General features: G+C 75.4%; 12 protein-coding genes. 7 read left to right on the top strand and 5 right to left on the bottom strand.

The window, feature by feature from the left end; translation table 11 throughout:
* Positions 1 to 34: 34 nt before the first annotated feature.
* Together ACZ4K2_RS19815 and ACZ4K2_RS19810 are read right to left on the bottom strand one after the other, a co-directional pair.
* Positions 35 to 475, bottom strand: coding sequence for an SRPBCC family protein (locus tag ACZ4K2_RS19815; protein WP_467474809.1), 441 nt, complete (start codon positions 473 to 475; stop codon positions 35 to 37).
* Positions 476 to 595: 120 nt separating this feature from the next.
* Positions 596 to 1,414, bottom strand: coding sequence for a polysaccharide deacetylase family protein (locus ACZ4K2_RS19810; RefSeq protein ID WP_467474810.1), 819 nt, complete (start codon positions 1,412 to 1,414; stop codon positions 596 to 598).
* 175 nt (positions 1,415 to 1,589) lie between these two features.
* On the opposite strand from ACZ4K2_RS19810, the gene ACZ4K2_RS19805 reads away from it, so the two are divergent.
* The 5 genes from ACZ4K2_RS19805 to ACZ4K2_RS19785 all read left to right on the top strand — a co-directional run bounded on the left by ACZ4K2_RS19805 (position 1,590) and on the right by ACZ4K2_RS19785 (position 9,778).
* Positions 1,590 to 3,278 (top strand): trypsin-like peptidase domain-containing protein, encoded by a 1,689-nt coding sequence (locus ACZ4K2_RS19805; RefSeq protein ID WP_467474812.1) that lies wholly within the window; start codon positions 1,590 to 1,592, stop codon positions 3,276 to 3,278.
* Positions 3,275 to 5,527, top strand: a complete 2,253-nt coding sequence (locus ACZ4K2_RS19800; RefSeq protein WP_467474813.1) for a serine/threonine-protein kinase — start codon at positions 3,275 to 3,277, stop codon at positions 5,525 to 5,527. Before ACZ4K2_RS19805 ends, ACZ4K2_RS19800 begins: the two co-directional genes overlap by 4 nt.
* Positions 5,528 to 5,556: 29 nt before the next feature.
* The gene (locus ACZ4K2_RS19795) at positions 5,557 to 7,191 is read left to right on the top strand and encodes a VWA domain-containing protein (RefSeq protein ID WP_467474815.1); all 1,635 of its coding nucleotides are present in this window, start codon (positions 5,557 to 5,559) and stop codon (positions 7,189 to 7,191) included.
* A 272-nt stretch (positions 7,192 to 7,463) separates the two neighbouring features.
* A complete protein-coding gene (locus ACZ4K2_RS19790; protein WP_467474817.1) occupies positions 7,464 to 8,462 on the top strand; it encodes a hypothetical protein in 999 nt (332 codons plus the stop codon).
* Positions 8,459 to 9,778 carry an extracellular solute-binding protein gene (locus tag ACZ4K2_RS19785; protein WP_467474818.1) on the top strand — a complete coding sequence of 440 codons (1,320 nt, stop codon included), beginning with the start codon at positions 8,459 to 8,461 and terminating at the stop codon, positions 9,776 to 9,778. The genes ACZ4K2_RS19790 and ACZ4K2_RS19785 overlap by 4 nt, the downstream gene beginning before the upstream one ends.
* A gap of 382 nt (positions 9,779 to 10,160) precedes the next feature.
* Here ACZ4K2_RS19785 and ACZ4K2_RS19780 read toward each other — a convergent pair whose 3' ends face one another.
* The 3 genes from ACZ4K2_RS19780 to ACZ4K2_RS19770 form a co-directional block, all read right to left on the bottom strand.
* Positions 10,161 to 10,952: a S1 family peptidase gene (locus tag ACZ4K2_RS19780; protein WP_467474820.1), complete on the bottom strand. Its 792-nt coding sequence runs from the start codon at positions 10,950 to 10,952 to the stop codon at positions 10,161 to 10,163.
* A 208-nt stretch (positions 10,953 to 11,160) separates the two neighbouring features.
* Positions 11,161 to 14,091: a helix-turn-helix transcriptional regulator gene (locus tag ACZ4K2_RS19775; RefSeq protein WP_467474822.1), complete on the bottom strand. Its 2,931-nt coding sequence runs from the start codon at positions 14,089 to 14,091 to the stop codon at positions 11,161 to 11,163.
* 158 nt (positions 14,092 to 14,249) lie between these two features.
* Positions 14,250 to 15,080: a helix-turn-helix transcriptional regulator gene (locus ACZ4K2_RS19770; RefSeq protein WP_467474824.1), complete on the bottom strand. Its 831-nt coding sequence runs from the start codon at positions 15,078 to 15,080 to the stop codon at positions 14,250 to 14,252.
* Positions 15,081 to 15,193: 113 nt separating this feature from the next.
* Here ACZ4K2_RS19770 and ACZ4K2_RS19765 point away from each other — a divergent pair, with 113 nt between their 5' ends.
* The gene (locus ACZ4K2_RS19765; RefSeq protein ID WP_467474826.1) at positions 15,194 to 16,864 is read left to right on the top strand and encodes an AMP-binding protein; all 1,671 of its coding nucleotides are present in this window, start codon (positions 15,194 to 15,196) and stop codon (positions 16,862 to 16,864) included.
* A complete protein-coding gene (locus ACZ4K2_RS19760; protein ID WP_467474828.1) occupies positions 16,861 to 18,453 on the top strand; it encodes an AMP-binding protein in 1,593 nt (530 codons plus the stop codon). The genes ACZ4K2_RS19765 and ACZ4K2_RS19760 overlap by 4 nt, the downstream gene beginning before the upstream one ends.
* Positions 18,454 to 19,383 lie beyond the last annotated feature (930 nt).

Raw genomic sequence — 19,383 nt, 5'->3', positions numbered from 1 at the left:
GCGTGTCCGAGCGGCTCAGGCGTGCCCGAGCGGCTCACGTGTGCGCGAGCAGCCGGTCCGCGGCCCGGCCGAAGAGTGTGCGGGCCGTCCGTTCCAGTACGCCGTCGAAGACGCGGGGCAGGAAGCGGACGCCCACCTCCTCCCGCCACACGACCCGGCTGCGGCCCCCGGGCCCCGGCCGCACCTCGATCTCCGCCCAGCCCAGGACCACCCGCCCCCGTTTCTCCAGCCGGCACAGGCCGCCTCCGCCGTCCCCCGGCGGGCGCCAGACCGTCACCTCCATGACGTCGTCGACGGTGAGCGGGCCGATTCCCGAGCGGGCCGTGAAGCGCGTGCCCTCGTGGGTCGGCGGTGGGGTGAGCACCAGGATCCGGGTCAGCGGTACGGCGTCGGCGTGGCGGGGCCACTCGGTGAGCCGGCGCCACGCCTCGCCGGGCGGGAGCGGGACCGTGCGTTCGACGATGAAGGTGGGCACGGCACGATCGTAGGCAGGGGGCGCCGGCCGCCCGCCCGTTCACGGCCCCGTGTCGCCCGGCTCGTGCGGCGGGCGCACCGGAGCGGACGGCCGGATCCCGGCGCGGCGCCGGGTCCCGGGTCAGGGGCGGTACACCTCGCCGGGCTCGGCCTTGCCGGGTGCCAGCAGCTGGGGGACCGTCACGAAGACGTAGCCGCGCGCCTTGAGCGCGTCGATGATGCCGGGCACGGCCGGCACGGTCCCGGCGTAGATGTCGTGCAGCAGGATGATGCCGTCCCGGGACGACTGGTCGAGGACGCGCTGGGTGATGAGCGCGGAGTCCTCGGTCGTGTAGTCCTTGGCGGTGACGCTCCACAGCACCTCCGCCAGGCCCAGCTCCTTGCTGATCTCGTGCACGTTGGTGTCGGTGCGGCCCTGCGGCGGGCGCATCAGCGTCGGCTTGCGGCCGGTGAGCCGCTCGATGGCGTCGTTGGGCCGCTTCAGCTCCTCGCGTATCTGCGCGTCGGATATGCGGGTGAGGATCTTGTGGTCCCAGGTGTGGCTCGCGACCTCGTGGCCCTCCGCGGCCATCCGCTTGACGAGCTCCGGGTACTTCTCGATGTGCCCCTTGCCGAGCAGGAAGAAGGTCGCCGGCACCTTCTTCTCCTTCAGGATGTCGAGCAGCCGCGCCGAGTTCTCGCTGGGCCCCGCGTCGAAGGTGAGCGCGATGCACTTGGCCCGGCGGCAGTCGACGGTGCCGAAGGAGCCCGGTGCGCCGTGCGCCGCCCCGGCGCGCGCGGTGCTGGGCGCCGTCGTGTCGACCTGGGCGCAGCCGGACATGGCGAGCGCCAGGGTGGCCGCGGCGGACGCGAGGGCCCAGCCGCGCAACCCGCGGGCCGTTCCGCGCGTCTTCCTGGTCGCGTGGTCCGGCGTCGCGTGCGTGTGGGTCAGAAGAGGCATGCGTGCACTATACACTGCATGTATAGTGCATTCGTTCGAATGCCCAGGTGGGAGCGGCGCCGCGACACGGACGCGGAAGCGGGCCTTGAACCCGCCGGAGCCCCCGCGCGCACCACCGCCACGACCCCCTGCACACCAGTGGTACCGGGCCGGTACGCGGAGTAACCTCGGGTCCATGACGCGCACGGGGGAGCGAGTCGGGGGAACGCGATTACGGACGCCGGCCTGGATCGCGCGCATCGAGACGCCGGACGGCCAAGTCCTCGGCGCGGGCGTGCTGCTCGCACCCCAGCGCGTGCTCACCGCCGGCCACGTCGTCGGACCCGGCCACCGCTACACCGTCCGTCTCGTCGCCGTCCCCGGCCTCGGCGCCGTCGAGGCCACCGTCGACCCCCACGAGCACGTCCCCCAGCGCGAGGAACTCGGCGACCGCAGCGGTGATCTCGCCCTGCTCCGGCTGGCCGCGCCCCTGCCCGCCGAACACACCACCCGGCTCTACCGGCTCGCCGCCCCGCACGGCCCCGTCAGCATGTACGGCTTCCCGGACGGCGACGACGGCGGGCGCTGGCACGGCGCCGTCCTGGTCGCCCCCCGCGGCCGGGACAGCCAGGTGCAACTGCGCCCGGTCACCCCCGGCGAACTCGCCGCCCCCGGCTTCAGCGGCGGCGGTGTCGTGGACCACGCCACCGACCAGGTCATCGGCATCGTCCTCAGCGTCGACGACGGCCCGGGCTCCGCCTTCAGCTACATGAGCCCCACCGAGACCATCCTCAGCCACCTGCCGCAGGTCGCCGCCTGGACCGACGGGGCCGAGGCCGTCGACCCGCGGCTGCGCACCGCCACCGGCGCGGCCGGCGGCCGGCTCGACGTCCCCTTCGCCACCGAACTCGCCTCCTGGTTCCGCGGCGAGGGCTGGCCCGTCCTCGCCACCGTCGTCCCCTCCAGCGGCGACCGCGCCTGGACCCTGCAACGGGCCGTCACCCTCGCCGACCGCGAACTGCGCACCCCCCGCAACACCAGCGCCGTCAGCCACGACCCGCCCGAGACCGTGCCCCCCGCCGGCGCCCACGACCTCGCCCTGGACGTCACCGGGCTGACCGTCGCGGAGGTCATGGACCGGATCGCCGAACGCCTCGGCTTCCGCGACGACCCCCGGCCCGAACGCCTCGGCACCCTCCACATCCCGCTCGCCGCCGTACTCGTGGCCGTGGACCGGGCGGCCGACCCCGACGCCCTGCTCGGCCTGCTGGACCGGCTCGCCGGACAGGGCGCCCGGCTGCTGCTGGCCTTCCGCGAACCGGGCGAGCGCGCCACCCGGGCCGCCGAGAGCCTCGTACACCGGCCGCTGCACGACCGCTGGAACCGGCTGAGCGCCGAAGTCGACCGGATCACCGACGAGCTGGGCCCGGCCCTCGACCTCCACCGCGCCCGTGTGCTGCCCGCCCCGGGCGACCGCTCCCTGATCGACCGGGCCGAGGCCGGTGCCCGCCGCACGGAGATGCTGCGCGCCTGGCTCGCGCACACCTCGGGCCAGGAGCGCGAACCCGGGCGCGCCGACGCGCTGTTCACCTTCGAGGAGGCCGTCGCACGCCGTCGGCGGCGCCTGGAGGAGGCCATCGGCGCTCTCGGCACCCGGCTGCGCCGCCGCGACGAACTCCTCGGCCGCGTCGGCGCGGAGTGGCTGCTGTGCCGGCGGCGGACCGCCGCCCAGGGCGACCGGGTCATGGCCGCCTACCGGCTCTACGAGGAGGCCGCCCTGCGACTGCGGCAGTCCCCCTGTGACATCGAAGGCGCGGAGGCGGCCGTCGAGCGGTTCGTCGGCTTCTGCTCCGCCGCCCCGGACGAAGCGGAGGGCACGTCATGACCTCGTGCGTCCGGCCCGGCTGCGCGGGCCGCATCATGGCCACCGGCTACTGCGACACCTGCGGCCACCGGCACACCGAGCAGCACGCCGTACCACCGTCCGGCCCCGAGGCCCGCAGCGCCGAGGAGTCACCCGGCCCCGCGGCCGTGCACGCCGTCGCCGGGACCGGTGAACTCGACCAGCACGGACTGGTGGTCCTGCCCGAGGTCCCCGCCCCCGACGACGACGTGCTGATCGAGGCCCCCAGCCCGCCCCCCGGCGGCCGCCGCTGCGGCGTCGAGGGCTGCACCATGACCATCGGTGTCGGATACGGCGGCCAGTCCGCCCCCGAGACCGGCCGCTGCCCCCGCTGCGGCGCCACCTACTGGATGACGCCCCAGCTCAAGAAGGACGATGTCGTCGACAACCGCTACAAGGTGCTCGGCTTCCTCGCCCACGGCGGCGTCGGCTGGATCCACCTGGCCGCCGACATGGGCGCCGAGGGCCACCGGGTCGTCCTCAAGAACCAGATCAACCAGGACTCGCTCGCCCGCCGCACCGCCGTGGAGGAGCGCCGGTCCCTCACCGAACTCCATCACCCCGACATCGTCCGCATCGTCACCTACGTCAGGCACAGCACCCCTGGCCGCCCGCCCGCCGGGTACCTGGTCATGGACTACATCGCCGGACGCTCCCTGCAACAGCTCTTCGACGCCGACGACGTCGAGCGGACCTTCCAGGGCCGGCCCCGCCTCGACCACGTCCTCACCTACGGCTGCAAGATCCTCGGCGCCCTCCAGTACATGCACGAACGCGGCCTGCTCTACTGCGACATGAAGCCGGCCAACGTCATCCACTTCGGCCGGGCCGTCAAGGTCGTCGACCTCGGCGCCGTCCGCGCGGTGGGCGACCGCACCTCCCCCTACGTCTACACGCCCGGCTTCGCCCCGCCCAAGGCGGAGATCGACAGCCGCGGCTGGCACGTCGACAGCGACCTCTACACCGTCGGCCTGACCCTCCAGGCACTGGCCCGCGGCACCGAACCCGCGCGCGGCCTCGCCCCCGACTCCTTCCGCCGCCTCGTCGCCCGCGCCACCCATGCCGAACCCTGGGCCCGCTTCCGCTCCGCCGCCGAGATGTCCCGCCAGCTCTGGGAGGTGCTGCGCGAGTTCCGCTCGCTCCAGTTCGGCGAGCAACTGCCCGAGGCCAGCACCCGGTTCCGCCCCTCCGGCGCCAGCCTCGACGCCGGACTCGGCGCGATCCCCGCCCTGGACCACTGGACCGGCCGCCCCGGCGGACACCCCGCCGGACTGCGCGTCTCCCCGCCCGCCGCCGCCGAGGTGGCCGGCGCCCTGCCCGAGCCGGTCCCCGACCCCGACGACGGCGCCGCCCTGCTGCTGGACTCCTTCCCGCCCGACGCCCCCGACCGGATCGCCCGGCAGTGGCCCCGCGAATCCCGCCTCGGCACCCCCGAGACCGCCCTGTGGCTGTGCCGCGCCTACCTCCGCAAGGGCGAGCGGCTGGCGGCGGAGAGCTGGCTCGACGAGGCCGAGACCCAGCTCGGCGAACGCGCCGCCGCCCACGACTGGCGCATCGCCTGGCACCGCGGCGTCCTGCACCTCAGCAGGGGCGAGGTGGAGCTGGCCGGCGCCCGCTTCGACGCGGTCTACCAGGCGCTGCCCGGCGAGTACGTGCCCAAGCTGGCCCTCGGCCACTGCGCCGAGCACATGAGCGGCGACGGGCGCCCGGCCCGGGCCATGCGGTACTACGAGGCCGTCTGGCGGCGGGACTCCGCGCACACCGCCGCCGCCTTCGGCCTGGCCCGCGGCCACCTCGCCGGCGGCGACCGGGACGCGGCCGTCCACGTCCTCGACGAGGTCCCCGCCACCTCCCGGCACCACGACGCGGCCCGCATCGCGGCCGTACGGATCCGCGCCGGCATCCTGAACGGCGAGCCGCCCACCCCGGCCGGACTGCGCGACGCGGACCGGCGGCTGCCCCGGCTGCGGCTGGACGGCGGCGCCGCGGACGGCGGATCCCGCGCCCGGCTGGTCGCCGAGGTCCGAGAGAACGCCCTGCACACGCGGCCGGCCCAGGGCTGGGGACCGGACTTCCCCGCCGGGGACCTCCTCGGCCCCGGGGACGAGGACGGCCTGCGCACCCGCCTGGAGCACTCCTTCCGGCAACTGGCCGCCCAGGCCCGCACCGCCGGCGAACACGGCCGGCTGCTCGACCTGGCCCACGCGGTCCGCCCGATGACCACCTTCTGACGCCCGGGACGCCCGGGGGAGAGGCAGCGATGACCGTGGCCGACGAGACCGAGGTGACACTCGAGATCGGTCAGCAGATGGACCTGCCCGCCGTGCCGGACGCGGCCGGGCGCCGCACCGAGCAGGAGATGCACGCCATCCTGGAGATCGGGGTGCGCGGCCCGGACGGCGCCGGGCGGACGGCGGCGCCCGCGCCCGGCACCGGACCCGTGCTCGCCGAGGTGCTGATCATCGACGCCTCCCGCTCGATGCTCCACCCGGCGGCGAAGCTGCACGCGGCCAAGGACGCCACCGTCGCGGCCGTCCGGATGCTGCCCGACGGCACCGCGTTCGCCGTACTGGCCGGGCAGTTCGACGCCGAGCTGGTCCACCCCGGGCCCGGCCGCGAGGTGCTGGCCGTCGCCGGGCCCGCCGAACGCGCGGCCGCCGAGCGCGCCGTGCGCATCGTGGACGCGGACGGCGGCACCGCCATCGGCGCCTGGCTGGAGCTCGCCCGGCGGCTGCTCAAGGACCATCCCGCGCCCGTCAAGCACGTCCTGCTGCTCACCGACGGACGCAACGAGCACGACGAGCAGTCCCGTTCGCGGCTGGAGACCGTCCTCGACGCCTGCGACGGCCAGTTCGTCTGCGACGCCTGGGGAATCGGCGACGACTGGGACGCCGACCTGCTGCTGGGCATCACCGCACGGCTGCACGGCCGTGCCCGGTCCGTCCGCGAGGAATCGGAACTCGTCGCCGAGTACGAGCAGTTGATGGCCGGACTGCTCGGCACCGCGGTGCCCGAGCTGCGCATCAGGCTGACCCCCACCCCCGGCACCGTCATCCGCCAGGTCAAGCAGGTGGTGCCGAACGAGCAGGAACTCCGGGCCGTCGAGACCGCCCCGGGCGGACGCGCCGCGGAGTACGTCACCCGGGCCTGGGGCGACGAGGTACGGCACTTCCAGGTCGTGCTGTCCGCCGACCCGGCCGGCCGGGAGCGGGACGAGGCCCTGCAACTGGCCGCGGTGGAGATCGTCGTGCCCGATGCGCGGTGGCCGGTACGGCTGCCCAGGCCGCGTCCCATCCTGGTGCGCTGGACCAGCGACCCGAGCGACGCCTCACTGGTGTATCCCGGGGTGCGCCGGCACGAGCTGTACCAGGAGACGGGCGCCGCCGTCGCCGCGGCCTACCAGGCGTGGCTGCGCGGCACCGACGGCCGGGACACCGCGGACCGCGCCCTGGCCCGCGCCCTCGTGCTGGCCGGCGAACTGGGCGACGCCCGGCTGCTCGGTGCGCTCGGGCTGATCGAGGCGGCACCGGGCACCGGGCGGATCCGGACCGGCCTGAAGGACGTCGACTGGCAGCACCTGATCCTCTCCAGCGCCATGGCCACCCCGTCGGAACAGTGCGCGGACCCACCGCCGCCGGCCGGGCCGGGTGAGGCGCACGCGTCCGCCGCGCCCGGCGACGGCGCCGCCCGGTCCGGCGCGGGCCCCGCCCGGGGTTCCGCGGGCCCCGGTCCGGCCGCGGCCGAGGCCGCCGGCCCCTCCGGACCCGCCGCCTCGGGCCTGCCCGTGCGGCCCGACGGACTCATCGAGTGCCCGGACTGCGGGTGGCGCGGCCCGGCCGACTCCGTCTTCTGCGGCGGCGCGTGCGGACGCCGGCTGAAGGGACCCTCCGCATGAACACCGGCAATGACCCGGGCGCGGGCGGCGGGGGACCGCACGGGCGGGCCGCCGAGGGCCGCGGGGCCCACGGGCGGGGGGCCCGGGGCGGTCCGGCGCGCGGGCGCGCCCCCGGGAACGGCGGGCCCGGCAGCCATGTCGCCCCGCCACCCGGCCCGCCGGCCCCGCCGGTCACTCCCACCACTCCCGCCAGGGCCCCCTCCGCCCCCCGCGGCCCGGCCGCACCCACCGCCACCTCGTCCGGCCCGGGGCCGCGCCCCGTGGACCGGCGGGTGCCCGGCCGGTGGCCGCACCGCCTCGCCCGGCTCCCCGTCCGGCTGCTCGAACGGCTCCCCGGCGCCGTCCCGCCTCCGGAGCGGGGCGGCAGCACGACCGCCCGCGACCTCGCCGTCCGCCACCGCCTGCTGCTGGCCCTGGCGGTCCTCCTCACGGTGTCCCTGTTCGCGTCGTACCAGGGCGTGCACGGCGACGCCGACCCGCTGCGCGACTCCAGCGCCCCGGCCGTCCTGTCCCTCGACACCGCGCTGTACGCGCTCGACCGGGCCGAGGAGGACGCCCGGGCGCCGGCGCCGACCAGTGACTTCCAGAAGCAGATCTCCGTCGCCGTGCAGAGCCTCGCGGCGGCCGCGGCCGACGACGACATCGGCGGGCCGGCGGGCCGGCAGGCCCTCCAGACGATCGCCGGGCTGATCACCGTCTACTCCGTCAAGGTGCAGCAGTCCCAGCTCGAGCCCGACGGGAGCGTGCTGCGCGAGGCGTACCTCAGCTACGCCGACGACATCCTGGCGGAGGAGAACGCCGGGATACAGATCCGGCTGACGACGCTGCTGAAGCAGCAGCGTGCCACGGTGGTGCGGCAGACCACGTTCGGCCCCCTGATGTGGCTCGCCTGGAGCGTGACCCTGCTGCTCGCCCTCGCCCTCGTCGCCGCGCTGCTGGAGACCCAGCGCTTCCTGCGCCACCGCTTCCGGCGCCGGTACAACCGGCAGGTCCTCGCCGCGGTGCTGCTGACGCTCGCCGGGGTGGGGGTCGCCGTGCTGTTCACCGTGTGGACCCAGCAGGGCATGGCGGACACCCGCGCGCTGCTCGGCCACACGGTGCCCGGGGAGCAGATCCCCGCAGCGGGGCGGCGCACCGCCACGTACCTGACCGGCACCGGCTTCCGCGCGGCGGCGGCGGTGTGGATCCTGATGGGAGGCGTCCTGCTCATGGCACTGGCCGAGACGGGCCTGCGGCGGCACATCGCCGACTACCGGTTCGGGCCCCGGTGAACGCGCACCCCGGCGGCCCCGCGCCGGCCGCCCCCGGCACCCGGCCCCGCGCCTCGCGCCGTCCGGTCCGCATCGCCACCGTGGTGGCCACCTGCCTGGTCGTGCTGGCGGCGGCCGTCGTGGTGGCCGTCCGCACCTTCGGGCGGGAGCCGACCGTCACGCTGCTGGCCAACTGGACCGGCACGGACGAGCGGAACTTCCGCCGGGCGGTCATCGAGCCGTTCGAGCGCAAGTACCACATCAAGGTCGACTACCAGGGCAGCAACGCGGAGAGCCAGGTGCTCGGCGCCGACGTCGAGGCCGGGACGCCACCCGACGTGGTGGTGCTCACCGGGCCCGGCGAACTCGCCGAGTACGCCCGGCAGAAGCACCTCGTGGCGCTCGACGACCTGGTCGACAGCGGGGACTTCGGCACCTCCTGGGCCACCCGGCTGACGGACGGGCACATGTACTGGTTCCCGCTCAAGGCCGATCTGAAGAGCGTCGTCTGGTACCCGGCCGGCGTCGACGAGCAGCAGCGCCGAAAGGCGGTGCACGAGCCCGCGCAGTGGTGCCTGGGCATGGGGTCCGGAGCCACCAGCGGCTGGCCCGGCACCGACTGGATCGAGGACATCCTGCTCCAGCTGTACGGCCCGGACGTCTACGAACGCTGGGTGAGCGGCGCACTGCGCTGGCAGTCCACGCAGGTGCGCAAGGCGTGGACGACCTGGAAGGAGCTGGTCGGCGCCGGCGGCGACGAGGCCCGGGTGCGGCTCGCCCTGAAGACGTCCTTCCGGACGGCGTCGCAGCGGGTCGGCGCGATCCCGCGCGGCTGCACACTGGAGCACCAGGCGTCGTTCATCCGCAGCGAGCGGGTCTGGAAGGACGCCGACGGCCGGTACGAGCCCTCCGCTCGCCTGCTCTTCGGGCGTCCCGACAACCGCGCCTGGGAGGTCTCCGGGGACCTCGTCGCGCTGCTGCACGACACCCCGGAGGCGAGGACGCTGATCCGCTACCTGGCCTCCGCCGAGGCCCAACGCGCCTGGAACAGCCAGGAGTCCGGCTTCTCCGTGCACGCCGGGGTCGAGCCCGGCGCCGACGGTGCCGGCTCCGCCTGGCACCGCTCGCTGGCGGGCACCCTGCGCGACACCGGGACGGTGCGCTGCTTCGACGCCTCCGACGCCATGCCGCCCGTGGTCCGGGACGCGTTCGCCGAGGCGGTGATCGAATTCCTCGCCTATCCCGGGCGGCTGGAGGCCCTGCTGCGCTCCCTGGACACCCTCAGCTCCAGCCCCGGCCTGACCTGGATCCCGTCGGTGTGCGACGGCAAGCCGTAGGCTCCGGCGGGCCGGCATTGGATCGGGGGGGGGGGGGGGGGGGGGGGGGGGGGGGGGCCCCCCCCCCCCCGCGCGCCCCCCCCGGGGGGGGGGGGGGGGGCGGGGGGGGGGTGGGGGGGGGGGGGGGCGCCCACTGGGTTGGGGTGGGGGGGTTGTTGGTGGCCGGGGGGGGGGGGGGGGTTTTTTTTTTGTATTGTGGGGGGGTGGGGGGGGGGTTGGGGGGGGGGGGGGGGGGGGGGGTGGTTGTTTGGGGGGGGGGGGGGGGGGGGGGGGGGGGGGCGGGGGGGGGGGGGGGTTGGGGGGGGGGGGGGGGGGGGGGGGGGGGGGGCCCCCCCCCCGCCCCCTGGTCGTCACCCGAGGGGTGCTCGGGGAATCTTCCGGGTCACGAGTTGACCTGTGCGGTCACCAGGTTCGAGAAGGTGGTCAGCCGGGTGTAGACACCCGGGTAACCCGCCTCCGCGCACCCCTCGCCCCAGGAAGTGATCCCTGCCAGGACGCCCCCGATGAGCAGGGGACCGCCGCTGTCGCCCTGGCAGGTGTCCACGCCACCGGAGGTGTATCCGGCGCAAACCATGTCGGACTGGACGAAGTCCGAACCGTAGGAGGAACGGCAGCCGGAGTCGGACACGACCGGGACGGTCGCGGTCCGCAGCTGGTTGGAGGAGCCACCGTTCTCCGCGGTGGTGCCCCAGCCGAGGATCCGGGCCGTGGTGCCGGCCGCGTAGAGGCTCGTCTGGGAGGGGGAGACGTACTTCGCCGCGGTGTACGGCATCGACGTCGAGAGGGTCAGCACGGCCACGTCGTCGCCGTTGGTGGCGTCCGTGTAGTCCGGGTCGACCCAGATCCCGCTGACCCGGCTCACCGTGCCGTCGCTGCCGTTCAGATACGTCCGGCCGCCGACGACGCGGACGCTGCCCGGGGTCTCCCCGGCCATGCAGTGGGCGGCCGTCACGACCTTCCTGGGCGCCACCAGGGTGCCGCCGCAGAACTGGTTCTGGGACGCGTCCGTGATCTGCATCATGAACGGGTACGACGCCGTCGTGGTGGTCGTACCGCCGACGATGGGCTGGGGTGCGGCGCTCGCGGTGGGGGAGGCGAGCAGCGCGGTCGCCGCCGCGGCGGCGGTGGCCACCAGGGTGGCGACGGTCCTTCTGGCACGTCTGGGCCCGAACATCAGTCTCCTAGGTGGAGGTTGCACCGGTGGGGGATCGCGCGGGTGTGGGGGGTGAGGCACGGAGGCCGCGGGACCGACCCCCGTGTGCCCGGGCGAGCGGCACACCGCTTACGCTAGGACCCTGAACCCTCGGCTCCCAATGAGGGAACCCCCTAGGCGGTCGGGTGAGGGAAAACCCTCGGTGCGGCCCAGTCAACAAGAGCCCGGCTCAGTGCGCCCGCCGGCCTGCCGCCAATCGGACGATGTCCACCCGCGACCGGATCCCGAGCTTGCGGTAGACCCGGGTCAGGGTCGCCTCCACCGTCTTCACACTGATGAACAGCCGGGCCGCGATCTCCCGGTTGGTGGCGCCCTCCATGATCAGCGCCGCGACCTGACGCTCCATCGCGGCGAGCGTGTCCAGGGCGTCCAGCGTCCTCGGCGGGGCCGGCACCGGTTCCGGCTCGGGGGTGGCGAGGGCCTCCTCCACCTGGCGCAGCCAGGGCAGTGCCCGGCAGCGCCGGAACAGCCGGGCCGCCTCGTCGGCGGCCGTGGAGGCGGTGCCCGCCCGGGGCTCCGGCACGCCGGGGCCCGCGGCGGCGGCCCGCCCGGGGCCGGTCCCGCGGGCGTCCGCGCGCTCCGGCTCCCGCCACGGGCGGCCCCCGGCGGCGGTGTACCTGCCCCACAGCCGGGCCAGGGCGAACGCGGCCCGCGCCTCCTCCAGGCCGTAGCCGAGCTTGCCGAGCCGGTCCTGAGCGGACATCAGCTGGGCGACGGCCGCCTCCAGGTCGCCCCGGGCGGCGCGGACCAGGGCCTCGGACCGGTCGAGCACGGCGAGGACGCTCTCCCGGCCCAGGCGCAGCGCGTGCTCCCGGCTGGCGTCGATGACGTCCTGGGCCTCGTCGGGTTCACCGATCCGGACGAGCGCCTCGGCGAGATCGCCCTGCCAGCGGCCCCGGGCCGGGTCGGTGATGCCGAGCCCCAGCTCCAGGGTGCGCACCCGGCGCAGCGAGCGCACCGTGTCCGCCGGGTCCCCGGCCACCAGTTGGGCGTACCCGAGGGCGCCCAGCGCGCGCGAGAGGTACATCTGGTCGCCGTCCCGCTCGGCGTGCTGCACGGCCTCCAGGGCGAGTGCCAGCGCCCGGTCCACATCGCCGCCGGAGGCCTCCGCGAGCGAGGTGAACATCGCCGAGGCGGTCTCGCCGATGCCCGAGTCCCGGGCCAGCCGCAGGCTCTCGCGGCCCAGGTCGAGGGCGCGTCCGCAGTATCCGGCGCGCAGTTCGGTCTCGGCGAGGCCGCGCAGGAAGTGCACCTCGCTCTCCACCGAGCCGCGCCGGCGCACCTCCCGCAGCAGCGCGGTGACCGTGGTCCGGGCCTCGGCCAGCTGGTCGCCCATGACCAGCCAGCGGAACCGGGCGCTGCCCGCGCCGTTGTGGTGCCAGGCCACCCGGGGGTCCTGCGGCTGCCGCAGGGCCCGCTTGATGGTCCGGGGCGCCTCCGGATGGCCCATCAGGGTCTCCGTCTGCGCCTGGAAGGCGAGGGCGAGCAGCTCGGTGCGCCGGTCCGTGCCGCGCGCGGCCAGTCCGGCGGCGTGCGCGGCGGCCTCCCGGGCCTCGGTGAAGTCGCCCTCGACGATCAGCGCCCGCCAGGCGAGCTGGTAGTGGACCAGGGCGAGCAGCCGGGGGTCGTCGCCGGCGTCGGCGAGGGCCTGCGGGAAGACGGCGTCGACCTCGGCCATGGTGTGCCCGGCGGTGTCGATGACGACGATCCAGGCGCGCACCCGGTCGGCGGGCACGGTCGCCCGGGTCAGCACCTCCCGGGCGATGTCCCGGGCCAGGTCGACCTCGCCGGCGGTGATGGCGTCCTCGGCGGCGGTGAGCCGGCGCTCCTCCCGGCTCGGGACGCCGTCGGCCGGGGTGTGCCGGGCGGCGAGCAGCCCGAGCTGGGCGGCGACCGACGGCGCCCCGCGGTCCCGGGCGAGGGAAGCGGCCTCGGCGAGCCGGGCGGCGACCTCCGGATCGGCGCCGGTGGTGGCGAGGGCCAGGTGCCGGGCCCGCTCTATCGGGTCGGAGGCGGCGGTGGACAACGCCGTGTGCGCGGCGCGCCGTTCGTGCGCCGGCGCCTCCGCGTACAGGGCGGCCGAGATCAGCGGGTGCGCGAACCGTACGGCCGGCGCGTCGGCCCGGCCGGCCAGCAGCCCGAGTTCGGCGGCCTGGGCGCACTCGGCCTCGGCGTTGTGCCGGCCGGCCGCGTGCAGCAGCGCCGAGGTGGGGCGCGCGCCCGCGCTGGCCACCAGCAGGGTGCGGCGGGCCTCCACCGAGAGCATGTCGAGGCGGCTGAGGACCAGGGCGCGCAGCGAGGTCGGCACCGGCAGCGGCTCGCCCGGCCGGGGCGGGGTGGGGCTGTCGGCGAGGGCGCGGCCCAGCTCCAGCGCGAACAGCGGGTTGCCGCCGCTGGTGCGGTGGATCTCGCGGAGGGTGGAGCGGGGCAGGCCGCCGTGCCCGCGGTGGTCGAGGAGCCGGGCGACCTGGACGCGGGAGAGCGGGCCCAGCCGGAGCGCGAGGGTGCCCGGCGGACAGGCGCGCAGGTGGTGGTCGTACTCCTGGCTCTCCTGCCCCTCCGTGCGGACCGCGCACAGGAGTTGCACCGGGGTGCCCTCCAGGCGCCGGGCGGCGAAGCCGAGCAGTTCGGCGCTGGCCGGATCCAGCCACTGCAGGTCGTCGGCGACGACCAGGACCGGGCCGTGGACGGCGAGGGCGCGCAGCGCGGAGAGCACCGCCAGGCGCAGGGCGAGGCCGTCGCGCCGGAGGCTGGACTCGCCCCGGCCGGTGAGCGCCGACTCCAGGGCGGTGCGCTGGGCGGCGGGCAGGCGCGGGGAGACCTCGTCGAGGACCAGCCCGAGCAGATCGGCGAGGGCGAGGAAGGGGAGATGGGATTCGGACTCGGTTGCGGAGCAGCGCAACACGGTGCGGGCCGTGGCGCCGTATTCCTCGGCCAATGCCCGCAGGACGGTGGATTTCCCTATTCCGGCGGGTCCGTGGAGCAGCAGGCTGCCTCCCGCGGCCAGTTGCCCACGGGCACCGGGGAACAGCTCCTCGCGGCCGATGACCAGGTCGGAACGGCACCTGGCAGACTCCTGGAAGTCCCGTCGCACGGTCACCGCTCCCCTCCTGTGTCGTGTCCGGGCCAAATAATAGGCAACGATCCCCGAAATGCGGACGGAAGCAGCGGTGAGGTAAATGACAAAGGGTCAAGGGGAGGGAAATTCAAAGTGCTGCGTTGCCCGATGATTGGGAAAGTTTCCTGTCCGGCTCCGGACTACGGCAGCAGTCCCGTCCTGCGGGCCGCGGTCACCGCCTCCCCCCGTGTGCGCGCGCCCAGCTTCCGCATCGCCGAACGCAGATAACCCTTGACCGTCTCCGGGCCGATGCCCAGCCGTTCGGCCACCGCCGCGTTGGTGGCTCCCGCCGCCACCCAGGACAGCACGTCCAGCTCGCGTGGCGCCAGGGTCACGCCCCCGGCTCGCGGCGGCGCGGTCAGCAGGCCGCAGGCGGCCAGCAGCTCGGCCCGCAGCTCCGGGTCGGTGATCCGGGGGGCCAGCGCCCGCAGCGCCGCGTGCGCCTCGCGCACCTGCTCCCAGGCGCGTCCCTGGTCGGCGCCGGTCCGCTCCGGCCGGGCCGCCGCCAGCAGGCCGTGCGCCTCGTCCCGGACCACCAGCGCCTGCTCCAGGTCCCGCGCCACCGTCACCGCCGCGCCCAGCGTGCGGTCGCCCAGCGGCCCGGCCGAGCGCAGGGCGCCGTACAGCACCCCGCGCACCCGGCGCCGCACCACGACCGGCACCGCGAGCACCGCGCGGATGCCCTCGGCGGCCACCGGTACGTCGTACTCGTGGCTGATCTGCCGCGACCGGGAGTAGTCCGGCACCGCGCACGGCCGGGCCAGCGCCACCGCCTTGCCGCCGAGCCCGCTGCCGGAGGTCACCGCGAGCGAGCGCAGCGCGGCCGTGGTCGTGCCGCTCAGCTCGCTGATGCGGATCCGCGGGCGGCCCGACTCCACCAGGCCGCCGAAGGCGACCGGCAGTCCCGTCGCGCGCCGCAGCCGGGCCAGCGCGCCCGCGATCTCCACCGCCTCCACCGCGTCTGCCGTCACGTCTTCGCCTCTCCGGCCGTTCCACCCCCGTTCGGGGGTGGTGAGACCCGCATCACGGAGTAGACGATGCCAGAGAGCCGCCCGGCAATGGTCCGGCACTGAGGAGGACATGGATGACGGCGACCGAGATGTTCCGCGGGGCGAGGGACTTCCTGCTGGAACACCGCGAGGACTACGCCACCGCCTACGAGGGGTTCCGCTGGCCATGGCCGGAGCACTTCAACTGGGCGCTGGACTGGTTCGACGTGATCGCCGCCGGGAACGACCGCACGGCGCTGCACATCGCCGAGGAGGACGGCAGCGAGGTCCGGCTGTCCTTCGCGGAAATGGCCGAGCGCTCCAACCGGGTGGCCCGGTGGCTGCGTGACCGGGGGGTCGCGGCCGAGGACCGCGTCCTCGTCATGCTCGGCAACCAGGCCGAGCTGTGGGAGATCGCGCTGGCCGCGATGAAGCTGCGCGCGGTCGTCATCCCGGCCACTCCGCTGCTCGGCCCGGCCGACCTGGCGGACCGGGTGGAGCGGGGCCGGGTGAAGCACGTGATCGTCCGGGCCGGGGACACCGCCAAGTTCGACGGCGTGCCCGGCGCCTACACCCGGATCTCGGTCGGCGGGCTGCTCCAGGAGGGCTGGGAGCCGTACGAGGACGCCTACGCGGCCCCCGCCGACTTCGTCCCCGACGGCCCGACCCTGGCCGACGACCCGCTGATGCTGTACTTCACCTCCGGGACGACCGCCCGCCCCAAGCTGGTCGAGCACACCCACACGTCGTACCCGATCGGGCACCTGTCCACCATGTACTGGATCGGCCTGACCCCCGGTGACGTGCACCTGAACATCTCCTCGCCCGGCTGGGCCAAGCACGCCTGGTCCAACCTGTTCGCCCCGTGGAACGCCGAGGCGACCGTCTTCATCCACAACTACACCCGCTTCGACGCGTCCCGGCTGATGGCCGAGATGGACCGCGCCGGCGTCACCACCTTCTGCGCCCCGCCGACGGTGTGGCGGATGCTCATCCAGGCCGACCTCGGCCGGCTCCAGACCCCGCCCCGCGAGGTCGTGGCGGCCGGCGAGCCGCTCAACCCCGAGGTCATCGAGCAGGTCCGGCGGGCCTGGGGGGTGACCATCCGGGACGGCTTCGGGCAGACCGAGACCGCCGTGCAGGTCTCCAACAGCCCCGGGCAGCGGCTGAAGACCGGCTCCATGGGCCGGCCCAGCCCCGGCTACCGGGTGGAACTCCTCGACCCGGTCTCCGGCGCGCCGGGGGCGGCCGAGGGGGAGATCGCCCTCGACCTCGCCGAGCGGCCGGTCGGCCTGATGACCGGCTACCACGGGGACCCGGACCGCACGGCCGAGGCCATGGCCGGCGGCTACTACCGCACCGGGGACATCGCGCACCGGGACGACGACGGATACCTCACCTACATCGGCCGCAGTGACGACGTCTTCAAGGCCTCCGACTACAAGGTGAGTCCCTTCGAGCTGGAGAGCGCGCTGCTGGAGCACGAGGCGGTGGCCGAGGCGGCCGTGGTGCCCGCCCCGGACGAGCTGCGGCTCGCCGTGCCCAAGGCGTACGTCGTCCTCGCCGAGGGCTGGGAGCCCGGCCCCGGCACCGCGAAGGCCCTCTTCGAGCACTCCCGCGAGGTGCTCGCCCCGTACAAACGCATCCGCCGGCTGGAGTTCGGCGCCCTGCCCAAGACCGTGTCCGGCAAGATCCGCCGGATCGAACTGCGCGAGGCCACGGCGGCCGGTTCCCGGGACGAGTACCGCGAGGAGGACTTCCGGTGACCGCCGAGCCGTCGTACAGCCACGGGACGGGGGCCACCGCGCTCCTCGGGGACACCATCGGCGCCAATCTGGACCGGACCGTCGCGGCCTGGCCGGACCGCGAGGCCCTCGTCGACGTGCCGTCCGGACGGCGCTGGACCTACGCGGAGTTCGCCGCCGACGTCGACCGGCTGGCGCGCGCCCTGCTCGCCAGCGGGGTCGCCAAGGGCGACCGGGTCGGCATCTGGGCGGTCAACTGCCCGGAGTGGGTGCTGGTCCAGTACGCCACCGCCCGGATGGGCGCGATCATGGTGAACATCAACCCGGCCTACCGCACGCACGAGGTCGCGTACGTCCTCGACCAGGCGGGCGTCTCCTTCCTCTTCGCCTCCCTCGGCCACAAGGGCAGCGACTACCGGGCGATGGTGGCGGAGGTCCGCGGCACCTGCCCGGGGCTGCGGGAGACCGTCCACTTCGGCGACCCGGGCTGGGACGCGCTGCTCGCGCGCGCCGCCCCCGGCGCCGAGTTCGAGGAACTGTCCTGCGACGACCCCATCAACATCCAGTACACCTCCGGCACCACGGGCTTCCCCAAGGGCGCCACCCTCTCGCACCACAACATCCTCAACAACGGCTATTTCGTGGGCGAGTCGGTCGGGTACACCGAGCAGGACCGGATCTGCGTCCCGGTGCCGTTCTACCACTGCTTCGGCATGGTGATGGGCAACCTCGCGGCCACCTCGCACGGCGCCTGCGTGGTCATCCCGGCCCCGTCCTTCGACCCGGCGGCCACCCTGGAGGCGGTGCGGCGGGAGCGGTGCACGTCCCTGTACGGCGTCCCGACGATGTTCATCGCGGAGCTGAACCTGCCCGGCTTCGCCTCCTACGACCTGTCCAGCCTGCGCACCGGCATCATGGCGGGCTCGCCCTGCCCGGTCGAGGTGATGAAGCGGGTGATGGCCGACCTGCACATGGAGCAGGTCTCCATCTGCTACGGCATGACCGAGACGTCCCCCGTCTCGCTCCAGACCCGGATGGACGACGACCTGGAGCACCGCACGGGCACGGTCGGCCGCGTCCTGCCGCACCTGGAGGTCAAGGTCGTCGACCCGGCCACGGGCGTCACCCGGCCCCGCGGCAGCGCGGGGGAGCTGTGCACGCGCGGGTACAGCGTGATGCTCGGCTACTGGGACGAGCCGGCGAAGACGGCCGAGGTGATCGACGCGGGCCGCTGGATGCACACCGGGGACCTCGCGGTGATGCGCGAGGACGGGTACGTCGAGATCGTCGGCCGGATCAAGGACATGATCATCCGGGGCGGCGAGAACGTCTACCCGCGCGAGATCGAGGAGTTCCTCCACGCGCACCCGAAGATCCGGGACGTCCAGGTCATCGGGGTGCCGCACGAGCGGTACGGCGAGGAGGTGATGGCCTGCGTCATCCCGGGCGATCCCGCGGACGCGCTCACCCTGGAGGAACTGCGGGCCTTCTGCGCCGGCCGGCTCGCCCACTACAAGGTCCCCACCCGGCTCCGCGTCCTCGACTCCTTCCCGATGACGGTGTCGGGCAAGGTACGCAAGGTCGAACTGCGGGAGACGTACGGGGCGTGAGCCCCCGGGTCCCGGCGCCCTGGGCGGCGGTGTCAGGCCGGGCCGTCCCGGCAGCCGCCGGCGGGTGGCGGTGCGCCCGCGCCGTCGTCCACCGGTTGCGGCTCGCCCGCTGGGCGCCGGGCGTGCGCGGTGCCGGGCGGCGTCGGTGGTTCCGGTGACGGAGGAGTACGGGCAGTGAGGCCCCGGCCGCCGCCGTCCGGCGGCGGTGCGCCCGCGGCGTCGTTCACCGGTCGCGGCTGGTCCGCCCGGTCGAGTGTGAACAGTGGGACGTCCAACGCTTCCGCGCGGTGCCGGGTGGCGTCGGTGGATCCGGCGTTGGAGGAGTACGGGGCGTGAGGCCCCGGCCGGGCCCTGGCGGGCCGGGGCGGCGGTGTCGGGGCCGGTCGTCGGCGTGTGCGGCGGGGTGCCCAGCGCGTCGGCGCGGTCCCGGCCGCCGCCGGTGATTCCGGCGATGGAGAAGTGCGCACCGTGCCGACTCCGCCGTCGCCCACAGGCACCGCACGTCCTGCCGCGCGCCCGTGTCCACCCGGGCGAGCCGTCCGCGGGCCGCGAGTCCGATGCCGTCCGGGGGCGCCGGCCGGCGCGGTCGCGGAGACCGCGTCCCGGGCGGTGCGCACGGCGTGCCACCCCGCCGGGGGCGGCTCCCCGGCGGGGCCGGGGCCCTCGTCCCGCCCGCGGCCCGGCCCGGGCGCCCGCCGGGCCGCGCGTCCGACCCAGGTTCCGCCGTCGCGGCCCCCGTGCCGCTCGGGTGGCCCGGCTCCGGGCGCCGCCGGTCACCCGACGCCCGCGGGGCGGCACACACCACGCCGAGCCACTCCTCGTCCCGGCCGCGGGGCGACCGGCGCCCCGCACGCGTACGGACACACCGGCACGGTGTGGACGTGCCCGCGCCCGCGGACCGACGCGGGCCCCGCCCCCCGGCATCCCTCG

It is taken from the genome of Streptomyces sp. NPDC025833 (genome assembly GCF_055558055.1).
Note: the sequence above shows the minus strand (reverse complement) of the source record. Positions and strands in the feature narration are given on the sequence as shown.